Source organism: Cuspidothrix issatschenkoi CHARLIE-1 (assembly GCF_002934005.1).
GTDB lineage: Bacteria > Cyanobacteriota > Cyanobacteriia > Cyanobacteriales > Nostocaceae > Cuspidothrix > Cuspidothrix issatschenkoi.
Map to the genome: position 1 here is coordinate 1 of NZ_PGEM01000145.1, position 14,692 is coordinate 14,692.

General features: G+C 38.1%; 17 protein-coding genes and 1 pseudogene. 11 read left to right on the top strand and 7 right to left on the bottom strand.

The genetic code is table 11. From position 1 onward, the window contains the following. Positions 1-71 precede the first annotated feature (71 nt). The 5 genes from CUN59_RS17590 (at position 72) to CUN59_RS17610 (ending at position 2,837) form a co-directional block, all read left to right on the top strand. Entirely contained in the window at positions 72-566 is a 495-nt protein-coding gene (locus CUN59_RS17590; RefSeq protein WP_104389069.1) for a hypothetical protein, read from the top strand. 57 nt (positions 567-623) lie between these two features. After that, positions 624-1,418, top strand: a complete 795-nt coding sequence (locus CUN59_RS17595; protein WP_104389070.1) for an ion transporter — start codon at positions 624-626, stop codon at positions 1,416-1,418. A gap of 149 nt (positions 1,419-1,567) precedes the next feature. Then, a complete protein-coding gene (locus CUN59_RS17600; protein WP_104389071.1) occupies positions 1,568-1,855 on the top strand; it encodes a ribbon-helix-helix domain-containing protein in 288 nt (95 codons plus the stop codon). 9 nt (positions 1,856-1,864) lie between these two features. Continuing rightward, positions 1,865-2,308: a type II toxin-antitoxin system VapC family toxin gene (locus CUN59_RS17605; RefSeq protein WP_104389072.1), complete on the top strand. Its 444-nt coding sequence runs from the start codon at positions 1,865-1,867 to the stop codon at positions 2,306-2,308. Positions 2,309-2,522: 214 nt separating this feature from the next. After that, positions 2,523-2,837, top strand: coding sequence for a hypothetical protein (locus tag CUN59_RS17610; RefSeq protein ID WP_243406980.1), 315 nt, complete (start codon positions 2,523-2,525; stop codon positions 2,835-2,837). Here the strand turns inward: CUN59_RS17610 and CUN59_RS17615 are convergent. The 5 genes from CUN59_RS17615 to bchL form a co-directional block, all read right to left on the bottom strand. Beyond that, complete coding sequence (locus tag CUN59_RS17615; RefSeq protein ID WP_104389073.1) at positions 2,803-3,087, bottom strand: DUF2442 domain-containing protein; 285 nt, start codon at positions 3,085-3,087, stop codon at positions 2,803-2,805. The genes CUN59_RS17610 and CUN59_RS17615 overlap by 35 nt on opposite strands. Positions 3,088-3,141: 54 nt before the next feature. After that, entirely contained in the window at positions 3,142-3,465 is a 324-nt protein-coding gene (locus CUN59_RS17620; RefSeq protein WP_104389074.1) for a DUF4160 domain-containing protein, read from the bottom strand. A 238-nt stretch (positions 3,466-3,703) separates the two neighbouring features. Beyond that, a complete protein-coding gene (locus CUN59_RS17625) occupies positions 3,704-5,107 on the bottom strand; it encodes a ferredoxin:protochlorophyllide reductase (ATP-dependent) subunit N (RefSeq protein ID WP_104389075.1) in 1,404 nt (467 codons plus the stop codon). Positions 5,108-5,235: 128 nt separating this feature from the next. Continuing rightward, positions 5,236-6,024 (bottom strand): DUF5331 domain-containing protein, encoded by a 789-nt coding sequence (locus tag CUN59_RS17630; RefSeq protein ID WP_104389076.1) that lies wholly within the window; start codon positions 6,022-6,024, stop codon positions 5,236-5,238. 26 nt (positions 6,025-6,050) lie between these two features. Beyond that, entirely contained in the window at positions 6,051-6,917 is an 867-nt protein-coding gene (bchL, locus tag CUN59_RS17635; RefSeq protein ID WP_104389077.1) for a ferredoxin:protochlorophyllide reductase (ATP-dependent) iron-sulfur ATP-binding protein, read from the bottom strand. A gap of 592 nt (positions 6,918-7,509) precedes the next feature. On the opposite strand from bchL, the gene CUN59_RS17640 reads away from it, so the two are divergent. The 5 genes from CUN59_RS17640 to CUN59_RS17655 all read left to right on the top strand — a co-directional run bounded on the left by CUN59_RS17640 (position 7,510) and on the right by CUN59_RS17655 (position 11,495). Then, positions 7,510-7,776, top strand: coding sequence for a TIGR02450 family Trp-rich protein (locus tag CUN59_RS17640; protein ID WP_104389078.1), 267 nt, complete (start codon positions 7,510-7,512; stop codon positions 7,774-7,776). Between the two features lie 166 nt (positions 7,777-7,942). Continuing rightward, positions 7,943-8,107 carry a hypothetical protein gene (locus tag CUN59_RS22760; RefSeq protein ID WP_497706923.1) on the top strand — a complete coding sequence of 55 codons (165 nt, stop codon included), beginning with the start codon at positions 7,943-7,945 and terminating at the stop codon, positions 8,105-8,107. A 334-nt stretch (positions 8,108-8,441) separates the two neighbouring features. Then, on the top strand, positions 8,442-10,040 hold the full coding sequence (gpmI, locus tag CUN59_RS17645) for a 2,3-bisphosphoglycerate-independent phosphoglycerate mutase (protein WP_104389079.1): 1,599 nt from the start codon (positions 8,442-8,444) through the stop codon (positions 10,038-10,040). 198 nt (positions 10,041-10,238) lie between these two features. Further along, on the top strand, positions 10,239-10,472 hold the full coding sequence (gene secG / locus CUN59_RS17650) for a preprotein translocase subunit SecG (protein ID WP_104389080.1): 234 nt from the start codon (positions 10,239-10,241) through the stop codon (positions 10,470-10,472). Positions 10,473-10,580: 108 nt separating this feature from the next. Beyond that, positions 10,581-11,495 (top strand): peptidase, encoded by a 915-nt coding sequence (locus CUN59_RS17655; protein ID WP_243406981.1) that lies wholly within the window; start codon positions 10,581-10,583, stop codon positions 11,493-11,495. Between the two features lie 58 nt (positions 11,496-11,553). On the opposite strand, the pseudogene CUN59_RS17660 reads toward CUN59_RS17655, so the two are convergent. Next, positions 11,554-11,791: pseudogene (locus CUN59_RS17660) on the bottom strand (hypothetical protein); the annotation flags it as partial. A 219-nt stretch (positions 11,792-12,010) separates the two neighbouring features. On the opposite strand from CUN59_RS17660, the gene CUN59_RS17665 reads away from it, so the two are divergent. Further along, positions 12,011-13,603, top strand: coding sequence for a glycoside hydrolase family 57 protein (locus CUN59_RS17665; protein WP_104389081.1), 1,593 nt, complete (start codon positions 12,011-12,013; stop codon positions 13,601-13,603). 272 nt (positions 13,604-13,875) lie between these two features. Here the strand turns inward: CUN59_RS17665 and CUN59_RS17670 are convergent, their stop codons facing one another. Next, a complete protein-coding gene (locus CUN59_RS17670; RefSeq protein WP_104389082.1) occupies positions 13,876-14,316 on the bottom strand; it encodes a QcrA and Rieske domain-containing protein in 441 nt (146 codons plus the stop codon). Positions 14,317-14,692 lie beyond the last annotated feature (376 nt).

A 14,692-nucleotide genomic window follows, 5' to 3' on the forward strand; every position in this document is an offset into this window, starting at 1 on the left:
ACTTACGGCGAATAGTTAAATCACATCTTCCCCAGGTTATACTAAGGTCAAATGGTGTCAGGAGCAAGTTTATGAAGCATCTTAACTATTGGGTTGGGGCGATCGCCGTTGCATCTGTTGTCAATTTATTTGTTAACTCCCAACCTGCACAAGCTCAAGTAGCTTATGGTAGCTATGTTGGTATTGGTCCGAGTCTGGGATTTAGTGATGGTACTCAACTGGGTGGAGTTCTGGCTGTTCGTTACAAGTTGCTAGAAACACCTATTTCTTTCCGCGCTCAAGCCTTAATTAGTCAAGGAATAGCAGTAGTCCCAACTGTATCCTATGATTTCCCTCTCAATTGGCAAACTGATGCCTATTTAGGTGCCGGGTTAGTCTTAACTAGCGGTGATGCAGCTTCTCCCGTGGGGAATAAAATCAGTTTTGCCTTACAACCAGGGATAGATTACGTAATTCCCAATAGTAATACTGTCATTTTTGGTAATGCTATCATTGCTTTTGATGCTTACCGTAATACTGGTGGTACAGCCGTATCAGTTCAAGGAGGGGTGGGTTTAAGATTTTAATGACATGGGTAATGGATAACTGGGGCTAAATCACCACTGAGCAGTGACTAATCACTAATGACCAATCTGTATATCAAGACGTTATTAAATCGGAAAAAGGTAGAGTTTTACCTCACAGACCTAGAAACTACAGTCGGTAAAGTAATTAATTTCACTATTGCTTTATTGGTTTTAGTTTCTTCGGGAATTTTTGTAGCGGAAACATATAATATTCCCGAAGATGCCCGTTTAGAATTAAGAACATTAGATACTTGTATATTAGTTATTTTTGCTGTGGAATATTTGCTGAGGTTATGGAGTGCGGAAAACAAAATTAAGTATTTTCTCAGCCTCTATGCCCTTATTGACTTGATGGCGATTTTACCATATTTAATAGGTATTGTAGATATTAGTTTTATCAGGTTATTACGTTGGTTTCGGATTTTACGCTTACTCAGATTTATTGATAAAAAATTTCTAATTGGGAGTATCAGCAATGAAGATGGTATAATTTTCACTAGGATATTAGTAACTTTATTTTCAATAATTTTTATTTTTTCGGGTTTAATTTATCAAGTTGAGCATCCAGTTAATCCCAACAGTTTTAATACTTTCTTAGATGCTTTTTATTTTTCAGTTGTAACGATGACAACGGTGGGATTTGGTGATGTCATCCCCATTTCTGAATTAGGCCGCTTACTCACAGTATTAATGATTTTAACAGGAGTGGCTCTGATTCCTTGGCAAATTGGGGATTTAATTCGCCGGTTAGTCAAAACTGCTAATCAGATGGAATCTACTTGTCAAGGCTGCGGTTTAGCTTTTCATGATGCGGATGCAGGTTTTTGTAAAAGATGCGGTAAACAATTATAGTAAGTTAAATCAATTGGACAAAATTCGTATTTATCATCTAACTTTTTGTGGACTTTTTTTGAACTGATGGATTCATGAGACTTTTAATTTTTATTCTAACTCTAAAATGTTAATATATAAGTAACCTAGTTAAGCCTCAGTTAAACACCATGACTAATATTAATATTACTCTACCTGAATCACTGCAAGGTTTTATTGATCAACAAATTGCTGAAGGTGGTTATAATTCAGCAAGTGAATATTTACAACAGTTAATTATTCAAGAAGCAAGACGGAAAAGTAAAGGAAGTTTAGAGAGGTTGCTGATAAGTGAGGAAGAAATTGAAACTACTTTAGATAAATTAGCTGATGATTTTGCAGCGTGTGTTGGTGTAAATGAGCCTATTTTGTCTGATTACGCTGTTAGTCGTGAAAGTATTTATGAAGATCATTATTAAAAATAGAAAATGGAATATTTAGTAGATACCAATATTTTATTACGTCTTGTACAACGAAATGATCCATTAAATCCTGTGATTAGAAATGTAGTCAGAAAACTAAGAAATAACGGGAATATATTGTTAATTACTCCCCAAAATTGTGCGGAGTTTTGGAATGTTGTTACAAGGCCAGCTACAAAAAACGGATTTGGTTTAACACCCAAAGATGCAGATAGACAGTTAAGATTAATTGAGCGGATTTTCCCCTTATTATCTGATATACCTCCAGTTTACCCAGAGTGGCGTAGATTAGTTGTGAAATTTGGTGTATCCGGTGTTCAGGTACATGATGCGCGTCTTGCTGCCACAATGAAGGCTAATAATATAACGTATATTCTAACATTTAATACAGGTGATTTTATCCGTTATACCTCTGAGGGAATTATAGCTATTAATCCAAATACAGTGTAAAGAGCGATCATTCTCAATTTTATAACCAATAGCGATTTTTACGGAACACTATGCGATCGCTCTTTTTATTTCCTTTGCGGTATTTATCCAACACACCACGCAAACGTTAAAAAACATTTCACTATATTGTCAAGATACAACACTATAAGGATAATTAACTAAGCATGGTTATGTGTTGCAATATAAAATAATATACAATTTTATAAGTAGTGCTTTGCAAGCAATTAATCGCTTTTTAGAAGCTGAACATATTTACATCGAAAAAACAGATATTGAAATAGAAAAACAAAGCCAAATTGCTGATGAATATTTATTAACTTTATCTTTAGCTTATATAGCTGAAGCACGTTGTTATTTGGAGATAGAAGAACATGAAACGGCAATTCTTAGATTTCAAGAAGGAGCAAAAGTTATTCGTTTACGTATTCAGAAATATGTTGATCTTCTACTTACATCTAATCCAAATGTTTATTATTCCTTCTCAACCTTTAGAATTACCTGGTTAAAACTGTATTTCCATGATAGGTAGAAATAGATTCACCAGTAATTAAAGAATAAAGAACATCAGGATCTAAATCTGCTCCATTATCCCAATAAATTGTACCCCATTCGGGGTTAACTTTCACAGTTTTAAAAAATGCTAAATCTTGTAAAGGTTGAAAAACTCCAGTAAATTCAATTAACTTACTAACATCAACAATACCTTCTTTTCCATCTTCAAATTTCAGATATAGTTGATAGTTATCTTGAGGAATGACTTCTATAATATCTTGGAGCATAATTTATTCCAATGGTTCGATTTTCTCTAAAGAATTATGGTTCTACCGTACTTGTTATGCTAAATTACCAGTCTGAAAGAGGGAACAGAGAAAGCCTTCCGCAGTTTTTTGAGATTGATTTTGCATACTATGTACTGAAGAACCAGAATTATTTTGTCTAGCCAAGTTCCAGTTTCTGAGAAGTTCTGATTTGTGCATTGCTGCCCATTCAATTACTAAACCTAAAACTCTAGGACTCAGTTTACCTTCTAAAATTGATAATGTTTCTATATCAATAATTGCCTTTTGTTGATTATAACGGACGTGAAAATGTGGTGGAGGATGATCATTATAATACATAGTAATAATAATTCCTAAAAAACGGCAAACTTCCGGCATTCCATCACCTGATCATATTTTCTTGTTTCATCATATTCTAACATATTCTCTTCCTCTGTGTCCTCTGCGCCTCTGCGGTTCCTTATTTCATAAAAAAAGGACGAACCCCAAAAGATCCGTCCTTAAAATTAAAATTGCCGAAGAAAACCCAAAACTTTAAATTCTCAAAGATCCCCGACTTCTTATTGAAAACAATCAATAAATTATCATCAATTTTCAGAAGTCGGGGACCTGGTTTCTAAACCTGTGCTTCCTCTCTTACCAACTTATCCCAACCCAAATCCTTCAAATTATTATTCCTTCTTAAAGGACGAGTTACCAACTCCAAAACATCACGCGCATTACCAAAACCGTGAATCTGTGCAAACGTAAACTCCACAGACCACTTAGTATTAATACCCCGTGCTTCTAATGGGTTAGCATGAGCCATGCCAGTAATTACTAAATCTGGCTTCAACTCATAAATACGTTGCACTTGATTGTAATTATCGGGCTTCTCTACAATCGTTGGTAAAGGTGAACCCATTTCCTGACAAGTCTTTTCTAACAAAGCTAACTCAGCAGCTTGATAGCGTTTATCCATGTAAGGAATACCGATTTCTTGAACAGTCATTCCACAACGAACTAAGAACCGCGCTAGGGAAATTTCTAATAAATTATCGCCCATGAAAAACACAGATTTACCGCGAATTAATTTCACGTAATCTTCTAAATTTTCCCAAATCTGCGCTTCTCTTTCATCTAAACCTTTGGGTGTAATTCCCAAAACAGAACAGATTTTTTCTACCCATGCGCGTGTACCGTCGGGACCAATAGGAAATGGTGCGCCAATTAATTTACATTTGCGCCGACGCATTAAAGTTGTAGCAGTACGACTGAGGAAAGGATTCACACCAGCAACATAATATCCTTCTTCAATTACTGGTAATTCGGTAAATCTTTTTGCAGGTAGCCAACCAGAAACTTTAACACCTTGTTTCTTCAATTCTAAGGTTAATTGGGTGACAACTGGATCAGGTAATGAACCGAATAAAACCAAAGGTGTATGCTCTACATACTCTGATTCATCTTGAGTGATGTCTTCTTTTTTCTTACCGAAATTCATCAGCTTCTGAATGGCGTTACGCTCGCCTTTTTCAGTTTCCGATACAGGAGCTTTTTCAGGACAACGATTAGCCATTGCAGCTAACACAGTATCCTCTCCTTGAGTAAATGCGTAATCTAGACCGTTAGCACGAGCGACAACAATAGGAATTCCTAAATCCGCTTCTAACTTGGGAGCTAAACCTTCTAAGTCAGTTTTAATAATTTCAGTGGTACAAGTCCCAATCCAAACAATTACACTAGGATTGCGATCGCGTTTAATTTGCTCACACAATCTTTTTAATTCTTCATAATCATTTAATTGAGCAGAAATATCACCTTCTTCTAACTCAGCCATTGCATAGCGGGGTTCAGCAAAAATCATCACACCCATAGCATTTTGCAGAAAATAACCGCAGGTTTTTGTGCCAATAACTAAAAAGAAACTATCTTCAATTTTTTGATATAACCAAGCGACACAACTAATCGGACAAAAGGTGTGATAATTCCCAGTTTCACATTCAAAATTTAAAGCTGGTGGTTCTTGGGCAACGGTCATATTCATATTCTCCCATAAGTTTTTAAACCTGGTAAAGCAGATAATTGGTGATTGGTGATTGGGTTATTTATTTCCCCCTGCTTTCTTCCCTATCACCTGTCACCCGTCACCTAAATTCTGCTTTACAATTAATTGTTAGGGAAGAGACGAGCCATTTCTGATTCATTAAAAACCTCAGATGGCAGTTCTTCCATATTGTCTTCACCATTAAGCAAAGATGTTTCATCACCCCAGATATCAGAAACTACATCATCAAAACCATTTTCTTCAGATGTGTTCAGTTCATTAAAGGAATTGTCTTCAGAGAGATTCAGTCCGGTAAAAGCATCATCATCATCTCCTAAAGAGAGAGAGTTGAATCTCCCATTATCGCTTTCATCAGTTAAAGAAATGGCGTTAAAAGAGACTTCACCAAAGTCAGCTATTCCGTTCGAATCATCGGTAATATCTTCCTGGGCTAAAGACATATTACCGAAGTCATCATCACTGGCTGCACCCCAATCGGTTTGGGGTTTTTCTGCTACCACTTGATGGACCGCGCTAGTCTGGGTGGGTAAAGACTGCTCCTCAACTTGAGGAATAGCTTCGGCAACCGGCGGACGCAAGTACGTCTCAGGGTCGGTTATGGGACTAAGACGATTACCCAGGGCAATATCTGGGTCAAAATGTAAATCCAGAACTTCAATCAAAGTATCCGCATCTGGATTCAGTTTGGCAAAAGGGAACATTAGCTGGGCTAATTTTGGCTCTAGAGCATTCACAACTCCCAGGATGAGGTAAGAAGAGGGACGCTTGCCACCATCGGGGGTATAAACTGATTCAATGGTCATCTGGAGCATGATCCATTCCCGGTTGGCTTGGAAGAATTGCAACCACTTTTGTTTGATTGAATCGGTAAAACTATCAAAGAAAGCCATATTCCCATCCTGAGAAATAAATTGTTTTATACAATCATCAAGTCTAATTCCTCCTCCGCATTTGTGGCTTGTACTTTTACTGGATTGAGATAAAAATCTGACAATAGAGAAAAAAGTTCACGATCTGGGGCATCGTTAGGAACGACACCTTCCGGCCGGGCAAGAATTTGATCGGCAATATTTAGGTAATAGTCGCAAACGTAGTTCAGAGAAGTATCTGACTCTGCCATTTCAAACAAGGTTTTGCCTTTGACGCGGGAAACCCGGATATCTTCAATCAAAGGTAATACCTCTAAAACTGGCATAGGTACGGCTTCTATATATTTCTCAATTAAGTCTCGCTTGGATGTACGATTACCGATTAATCCCGCTAGACGTAAGGGGTGAGTCCGGGCTTTTTCACGGACAGAAGCGGCGATCCGGTTAGCAGCAAATAGGGCATCAAAGCCATTATCTGTAACAATTAGACAATAATCTGCATAATTTAACGGTGCAGCAAAGCCACCACAGACAACATCACCAAGAACGTCAAATAAAATTACATCGTACTCATCAAAAGCATTAAGTTCTTTTAATAATTTGACTGTTTCCCCCACTACGTAACCACCACAACCAGCACCGGCTGGTGGTCCACCTGCTTCCACACAATCTACACCGCCATAACCTTTGTAAATTACATCCTCTGGCCAAACGTCTTCGTAGTGGTAGTCCTTTTCCTGCAAGGTGTCAATAATGGTGGGAATCAAAAACCCGGTCAGAGTAAATGTGCTGTCATGTTTGGGATCGCAGCCGATTTGTAAAACCTTTTTACCGCGTTTAGCTAGAGCTACAGATATATTACAACTTGTTGTAGATTTGCCGATTCCGCCTTTTCCATAAACTGCTAGTTTCACGGTTATGCCTCTCTTATAGTTTTTTGACTAACTCTGATCTCAAACATTCATCGGGGATGTGTGAGGTCTGTGATTGCCATTATTGTGCAAATCCCTTGGAAAGAAAAGAGGGTGAGAATTTGTAATAAGCTGATATATGGCGTTTTTGAGATTTAAAATATGTTTTTTAAATTAATAACCCCTAAATTAGACTCAAAACTACTATAAATACAATTTTTAAATTTTTTATGATTTATTTTTTATAAAAATAGTTACAAAAGACAAAAAAGTATATATAGATAAAAATCTATTAATTCAATAGTTTAGCCTGATTCTCATGCACAGGGACGATATTACAGGTATTTGCGGTGTGTGCAACAAGAAAACCATTGTCAGCAATAGGTTATCAATTACGGTTAAAAGTGGGGATCACAGCAATGAGGGGTTTTGATGGGGGATGAAAATTATGAGTGCAGAAATTTTATGAGCGATCGCACCCCTCGTAGTTAGTCTGACTCCTGGATTAGTAAATATTTATTAAATTAGTAAATATCTGATATAAAACTTAACATGGAACAGTTATCAGTCAACTGTCAACCTTCACTAATTACCAATGACTAAAAAACAAAAATTTCCTTATTTACTAGGTTCTAAATGGACTGCACAACAAAAAGTTGATGGTTGGCGACATTTTCAAGTTGTTAATCGCAAAAATCAGGGTAAATGGGTTTATGCAGAACTTGTATCTGCTTGTGATCCCAGTGTACGTTTTTGGTTGAATGCAAAATTATTACAAGATAGTTCTCAATGGCAAGCTGGATGGCAAACTTTACAAGAAATTAACCACCGGAACGACTTAGGTATAGATGTAGGGGTTTAGGAATGCTAAACCTTTATAGTGCGTATAATATAGGAAATAATCAAAAAATTGTTTTTTATAGTATGTGATCAATTTATCATTTATGGACACAATCAATGAAGGAAGTCGGGGATCTGGGTGTTAAAGATTTCCATAGCTGAATGCTTACAAAATTTGATTTATCGAAATATCAAATAATTATGCCAAAGTAAGAATTACACAAACAACGACAAAAATTGCTGGTCCTGCATTTAGAGACAATATATTATTAGCTACAAATACTCTAAGAAAATCTAATGGTCAATGGAAAATAATTTCAACAACAGTAGATGATATTAAATATCTAAATTAGTTGGGTAGGGTGGGTTAAAAAAACAAACAAGTGTTATATTATGCGTATAATATAAATTATCTTTTTCCTTTAAACAAAAAATCACTATTTTATCATGATTATCGAAGGGAAAATAACAATAAACATCCGCTTTGTACCATTTCTTGAATGTTCAACGGCCAATATTAGCGATCGCACAACAAAATAATTCCAAGTAGACTTACACGTATTATATTTTATACATTATTTGCAATTTAAACTAGCAATTATTCAATCAATATGCAGAATTTAACCTCCAGATGTCCTTATGAATGGTATCATTCGAGTATTATAAAAAGTAAAGGGCAATTTTACTATGACCAAAGCACCTGTTGCTCCTGTGGTGCTAGTCATTCTAGATGGATGGGGCTACTGTGAGGAAACGCGAGGAAACGCTATTACCGCCGCCAAAACTCCCATTATGGACAGTTTATGGGCGGCCTATCCCCACACCCTCATTCGCACATCAGGAAAAGCCGTAGGGTTGCCAGATGGACAAATGGGCAATTCGGAAGTTGGCCATTTGAACATTGGCGCTGGTCGAGTCGTACCCCAAGAACTGGTACGGATCTCAGATGCTGTAGAAGACGGTTCTTTAGCCGCAAACCCAGCCCTTGTCAAAATTTGCCAAGAAGTGCGTTCTGCTAATGGCAAGTTACATCTAGTGGGGCTTTGTTCTGATGGCGGGGTACATTCCCATATTACCCATCTATTTGGACTACTTGACTTAGCAAAGGAACAGCAACTTTCACAAGTTTGTATTCACGCCATTACCGATGGACGTGACACTCCGCCCACGGATGCTATCAGAGTCATTCAGCAACTAGAAGACTATATAGATCACATTGCTATAGGTGAGATCACTACTATCAGCGGTCGTTATTACGCAATGGATCGTGATAATCGTTGGGATAGAGTTCAACGCACCTACGATGTGATGACAAAGGATGGTGCGGGAAATGGACTCACTGCTGTAGGGACATTGCAAGCATCCTACGCTGAAGGTGTGACTGATGAGTTTCTTCTCCCAGTTCGCCTGAAACCTGGTACGGTAGAATCCGGAGATGGGGTGATATTTTTTAATTTCCGCCCCGACCGTGCTAGAGAACTAACTCAAGCTTTTGTTAGTAAGACTTTCAAGGGTTTTGAAAGACAGCAAATTAAGCCGCTTTCTTTTGTAACCTTTACCCAGTATGGTCCAGAATTACCTGTTTCTGTGGCTTTTGCACCGCAAAATCTGAGTAATATTCTGGGAGAAGTGATCGCTAATCGTGGCTTAAAGCAGTTTAGAACAGCCGAAACCGAAAAATACGCTCATGTCACTTATTTCTTCAATGGAGGACTAGAAGAACCTTGTGAGGGAGAAGATCGGGAATTAGTCAGTAGTCCTATGGTAGCGACTTATGACAAAGTCCCGGCGATGTCAGCCCAAGCTGTGACAGATGTGGCGATCGCTGCTATTAAAAAGGGTATCTATTCTCTAGTTGTGATGAACTATGCTAACCCAGATATGGTAGGGCATACGGGAAAAATTCCTGCTACAGTCACAGCTATTGAAGCTGTAGATAGCTGTTTAGGTCGTCTCATTGACGCTATTGGTAAAGCAGGTGGCACAGCAATTATTACTGCTGACCACGGCAATGCTGAGTATATGCTAGATGAGGGTGGTAATCCTTGGACGGCGCACACTACTAACCCAGTTCCTTTAATTTTGGTAGAAGGCGAAAAAGCTAAAATCCCTGGATATGGAACAAATGTGGAATTAAGAAATGATGGCAAATTAGCCGATATTGCCCCAACCATTCTGGATATTTTACAAATATCCCAACCCCAAGAAATGACAGGGCGATCATTACTTAAACCAGCAGCCTATGATTTACAACTAACTCGTACTCCTGTACAAGCAGGTTTGTAAAACGTAAGGATTCAGGAGTTCAGGAGTTCAGGAGTATGGCTAACGCCACGCTACGCTATCAGAATGAAACATGAAGAACATTTTTATTTTCTCTTACCTGTTTCCTCTTCCCTGTTCCCTGAATCATGGTTAAACTCCTACAGGATTGATGACAAAAATTCATCCATTTTCTAACTTGTTATAAACGACATTTCTAATATGACAATTACTAACATCGTCCAAGGTATTTGGGCTTTTTCTGCTCTTAGTTTGATTGTTCTCGTATTGTTACATAGTCCTAAAGGTGACGGAATTGGTGCTATTGGTGGACAAGCACAATTATTTAGCAGCACCAAAAGCGCGGAAAATACTTTAAATCGAGTTACTTGGGCTTTAGTAGTAGTTTTTCTAGGGTTAACTGTGGTTTTAAGTGCTAATTGGTTGCCCAAATGATACTCCCCTTTTTATACAGGTTGATTACCGTTCCTGTTAGGATGATTGTATCAAAGAATGACTAAGGCACTTACGCGCCTCAACGAGCTTTCATAATTGCAAATAAAAATGGGGAAAATCACCCAAAATAAACGACTTTGGCGACAGCTGATAGTTCGACACTTTGACAAGCTCAGTGCATCGCTTCCCTCACTACAAGTAGCAGTTCTGACTTTAGTAATAAGTACAGGACTGCTAGTTATTCTTGCGAATTTTCCAGTTAATGCTATTTTCAGGGAACAGGAAAGAAATATTCAATTATCTAATTCTCTACCTGTTGTCCAAAAACCCCATCCTTTACCAACAACTCTGAAACAATGGCAAGATAAAACAAATAGTGGTGATTATTTTGATCAAATTAAATCTACAAAAGTTGGTTATTTAATTTGGTCAACTTTTCCAGTAAAAGTGAAAGTGGAAACACCAACAGGTATTAATGAAAAACAATCGCAAGTATGGGTTAATAGTATTTTACAAGCAATTCAAGAATGGAGTATTTATTTACCTTTACAGGTGGTACAAAAATCAGATATTGCTGATATTACAATTATTCGCAAAGCCCCACCTTTACAAATAGAACCTAATAGTAAAATACTTCGTGCGCGTTCGGCTTTAACTACTTATAATTTATATACTAAAAATGATATTTTATACCACAGTTTTACAATTCTGTTGAGTCCTAGTCAAACTGGTGATTATGTATTATCAGCAGCACGTCATGAACTTGGCCATGCCTTGGGAATTTGGGGTCATAGTCTTCTACAAACTGATACTATGTATTTTTCCCAAGTTCGCAAACCGCCATTTATTTCTCTTCGAGATATGAATACTTTGAAGAAGGTTTATCAACAGTCTACAAGTCTGGGTTGGTCGGTTGTGGGTATTGACACTCCCCCGTCTAAAGATGCGGGAATTCTACCAGCCTCACCGTTAGACGACAGGTTAACACCAATCGCCCAAGAGGGCAAATCTCCTGTAGCGTAATTTCACCTATGCCTTACGTTACTTAATCCTAATGTCAGGATGTTAATACTGGCGTTAATATCCTTTCAGATAGCGGCTTTTTAACTTTATGACCACCCTTCGGCAAGCTCAGGACATCGCAATTAAAACATTCTTGGCTCGTGCCGTTGGGATTTACAGCTATCACTTTCAAACCAGCGTTTATGCCTTCGGCACGCTACGCGAACGGCTTTGTTTAAAAGTATGGTGATGGATTGTCCCCAACCAGCATCATTAACACTTTTAGCCAATCTTGTTCTAGTGAGTCCTTTTATATTCTTTCAACTATAAAACCGGATGCCTATACAGGTAAATTAGTTAATATCCCAATTAGTAGAACTACAAATCAACAAACTTCATATTCCCTAAGATGGATATGTGAAGTTTCTCCGGCTTATTTCCTATAAACTTCATTTATAATGCCGCTATCATCTTAAAATATTGTTAATTTCTGCCACACTCCCCACCTTCAATTTACAAATTACCCTCAAACTATTATGTCTATAGGCTACGTCGCACTGGTACTTCATGCACATCTCCCCTTCGTCCGTCACCCTGAAAGTGACTATGTGCTAGAAGAAGAATGGTTGTATGAAGCAATTACTGAAACTTACATTCCCTTATTGAAAGTATTTGAAGGCTTAAAGCGAGATGGTATTGACTTTAAACTAACTATGAGTATGACACCCCCATTGGTGTCTATGCTGCGTGATCCTTTACTCCAAGAACGCTATGATGCTCATTTATCACAGCTAGAAGAACTTATAGAACTAGAAATAGAGCGTAATGTCCACAATGGTCATCTTCGCTATTTAGCAGAACATTATGCTACAGAGTTTAATGAAGCGCGAGAGCTATGGGAACGTTATCACGGTGATTTAGTTACAGCATTTAAACAGTTTCAAGATAGTAATAACTTAGAAATTATTACCTGTGGCGCTACCCACGGCTACTTACCATTAATGAAAATGTATCCCCAAGCTGTGTGGGCGCAAATTCAGGTAGCTTGTGAACATTACGAGGAAACTTTTGGTAAAGCACCCAGAGGTATTTGGTTGCCAGAATGCGCCTACTATGAAGGTGTGGAACGAATGCTGGCAGATGCTGGTTTACGTTATTTCCTCACTGATGGCCATGGTATTTTATACGCCCGTCCCCGTCCCCGTTTTGGTAGCTATGCTCCCATTTTCACTGAACCTGGTGTGGCAGCATTTGGTCGAGATCACGAATCTTCCCAGCAAGTATGGTCTTCAGAGGTGGGTTATCCGGGTGCGGCGGAATATCGGGAATTTTATAAAGATTTGGGTTGGGAAGCTGAGTATGAATATATTAAGCCCTATATCATGCCCAATGGCCAGCGCAAAAATACCGGAATTAAGTATCATAAAATTACTGGTCGCGGCTTAGGTCTTTCCGATAAAGCCCTGTATGATCCTTATTGGGCAAGGGAAAAGACAGCAGAACATGCTGCTAACTTTATGTATAATCGTGAGCAGCAAGTTGGGCATTTACACGGTATCATGGGTCGGCCGCCAATTATTGTTTCTCCCTATGATGCGGAGTTATTTGGTCATTGGTGGTATGAGGGTCCCTGGTTCATTGATTACCTGTTCCGTAAATCATGGTATGACCAAAGAACTTATCAAATGACCCACTTAGCTGATTATTTACGGGCTAATCCGAATCAACAAGTATGTTGTCCGTCTCAATCGAGTTGGGGCTTTAAGGGTTTTCATGAATATTGGTTAAATGATACTAATGCTTGGATTTATCAGCATTTACATAAAGCTGCGGAACGGATGATTGAAATTTCCCAAATCGAAGTAGAAGACGAATTACAGGAAAAAGCACTCAACCAAGCTGCGCGAGAATTGCTGTTAGCACAATCTTCTGACTGGGCGTTTATTATGCGAACAGGAACAATGGTTCCCTATGCTGTGAGAAGAACGCGATCGCACTTAATGCGCTTCAATAAACTATATGAAGATGTGAAACTCGGTAAAGTTGATAGTGGTTGGTTGGAAAAAGTGGAATTAATGGATAATATTTTCCCCAATATTAATTATCGTGTTTATCGTCCAGCATTTTAATCAGGAAATGAGGGCATAACGAGGTAAAAAATATACCTAAAAAATAAAACCCCTAGAATTATAACTGGGGGTTATTTTTATCAAGGTTTGCACAAATACTTAACGGGTGACAAAGTGGTTAAACAGCTTGTTTCATATCAGTGTCCTCTAGGTTATAGTCACCAGTTTTACAATAGACATCTGGTGAAAAAGAATCTGAAACTCGTAATCTGTCTAGCTGAAAACCTAATTTCCGGAGAGGTCTAATTCAGTGGGGGACCCAGGGCGAATAGTTAAGCCGTCTTGACAAACACAGATCCAGCTTCAATCTTCGCCAAATAAGTCTTGAGCGGTTTTTTCGCCGGCTTTTGTTTTACCTTCCCATCACGAGCAAATTCCGCCCCATGACAAGGACAAACAAATTTATCTTGTTTTGATTTCCATCCCACAGTGCAACCTTCATGAGTACAAGTAGGATTAACAGCCATCAAATTTTTAGCCGCCTTTGAAGTACCCACCACCAAAACAGCACCAATTGGCGAATTTTCCACCAATAATTGCCCATTTTTATCTAACTCTTTCACTGTACCTACCTTTTGCCACCCCTTACTAGCATCATTAGAACTAGCATTAGCCGATATAGTACTTTCGCCAGAGCAAGCCGCAAGAGCCACAGGCAGAGAACTTGCTAAAAACCCCAAACCCACCCAATTAATAAACTCACGCCGTTTCATAACTGATTTCAAAAATTACTGTGTGATTTTTCATCTCCCAGTCTATGTTATTTACTCAACTGTTCCCCTACTTCTCTTCTAGATTTTCTAGATTCAGCATAATTATCCTGCCAAAACCCTAGCTTTTTCAGGCACAAAGACTAAAAACCAACCCATGAAAAAATTTTTTGTCAAAGTAGTTGACAAGGCAAAAAGGAATTGCTATATTAGTAAAGTGCCGAACAGAGAAAAACGACTGAAGGCAACTGAACCGAGAAAAAATAATACTTTGAAAGAAATAAATTAAACCAATCCTCGTCGTTAAGATAATTATAGAGGATTTCGGAATTTGAGATAATTTCGGATTCAAAAAGAGCAACAAACTCAAAATGGAGAG

Excerpts from the sequence above, each read along its gene's own strand:
- CUN59_RS17590 (WP_104389069.1), top strand. The coding sequence starts at position 72 with ATGAAGCATCTTAACTATTGGGTTGGGGCGATCGCCGTTGCATCTGTT.
- CUN59_RS17595 (WP_104389070.1), top strand. The coding sequence starts at position 624 with ATGACCAATCTGTATATCAAGACGTTATTAAATCGGAAAAAGGTAGAG.
- CUN59_RS17600 (WP_104389071.1), top strand. The coding sequence starts at position 1,568 with ATGACTAATATTAATATTACTCTACCTGAATCACTGCAAGGTTTTATT.
- CUN59_RS17605 (WP_104389072.1), top strand. The coding sequence starts at position 1,865 with ATGGAATATTTAGTAGATACCAATATTTTATTACGTCTTGTACAACGA.
- CUN59_RS17615 (WP_104389073.1), bottom strand. The coding sequence starts at position 3,087 with ATGCTCCAAGATATTATAGAAGTCATTCCTCAAGATAACTATCAACTA.
- CUN59_RS17620 (WP_104389074.1), bottom strand. The coding sequence starts at position 3,465 with ATGCCGGAAGTTTGCCGTTTTTTAGGAATTATTATTACTATGTATTAT.
- CUN59_RS17625 (WP_104389075.1), bottom strand. The coding sequence starts at position 5,107 with ATGACCGTTGCCCAAGAACCACCAGCTTTAAATTTTGAATGTGAAACT.
- CUN59_RS17630 (WP_104389076.1), bottom strand. The coding sequence starts at position 6,024 with ATGGCTTTCTTTGATAGTTTTACCGATTCAATCAAACAAAAGTGGTTG.
- CUN59_RS17640 (WP_104389078.1), top strand. The coding sequence starts at position 7,510 with ATGACTAAAAAACAAAAATTTCCTTATTTACTAGGTTCTAAATGGACT.
- gpmI (WP_104389079.1), top strand. The coding sequence starts at position 8,442 with ATGACCAAAGCACCTGTTGCTCCTGTGGTGCTAGTCATTCTAGATGGA.
- secG (WP_104389080.1), top strand. The coding sequence starts at position 10,239 with ATGACAATTACTAACATCGTCCAAGGTATTTGGGCTTTTTCTGCTCTT.
- CUN59_RS17655 (WP_243406981.1), top strand. The coding sequence starts at position 10,581 with ATGGGGAAAATCACCCAAAATAAACGACTTTGGCGACAGCTGATAGTT.
- CUN59_RS17665 (WP_104389081.1), top strand. The coding sequence starts at position 12,011 with ATGTCTATAGGCTACGTCGCACTGGTACTTCATGCACATCTCCCCTTC.
- CUN59_RS17670 (WP_104389082.1), bottom strand. The coding sequence starts at position 14,316 with ATGAAACGGCGTGAGTTTATTAATTGGGTGGGTTTGGGGTTTTTAGCA.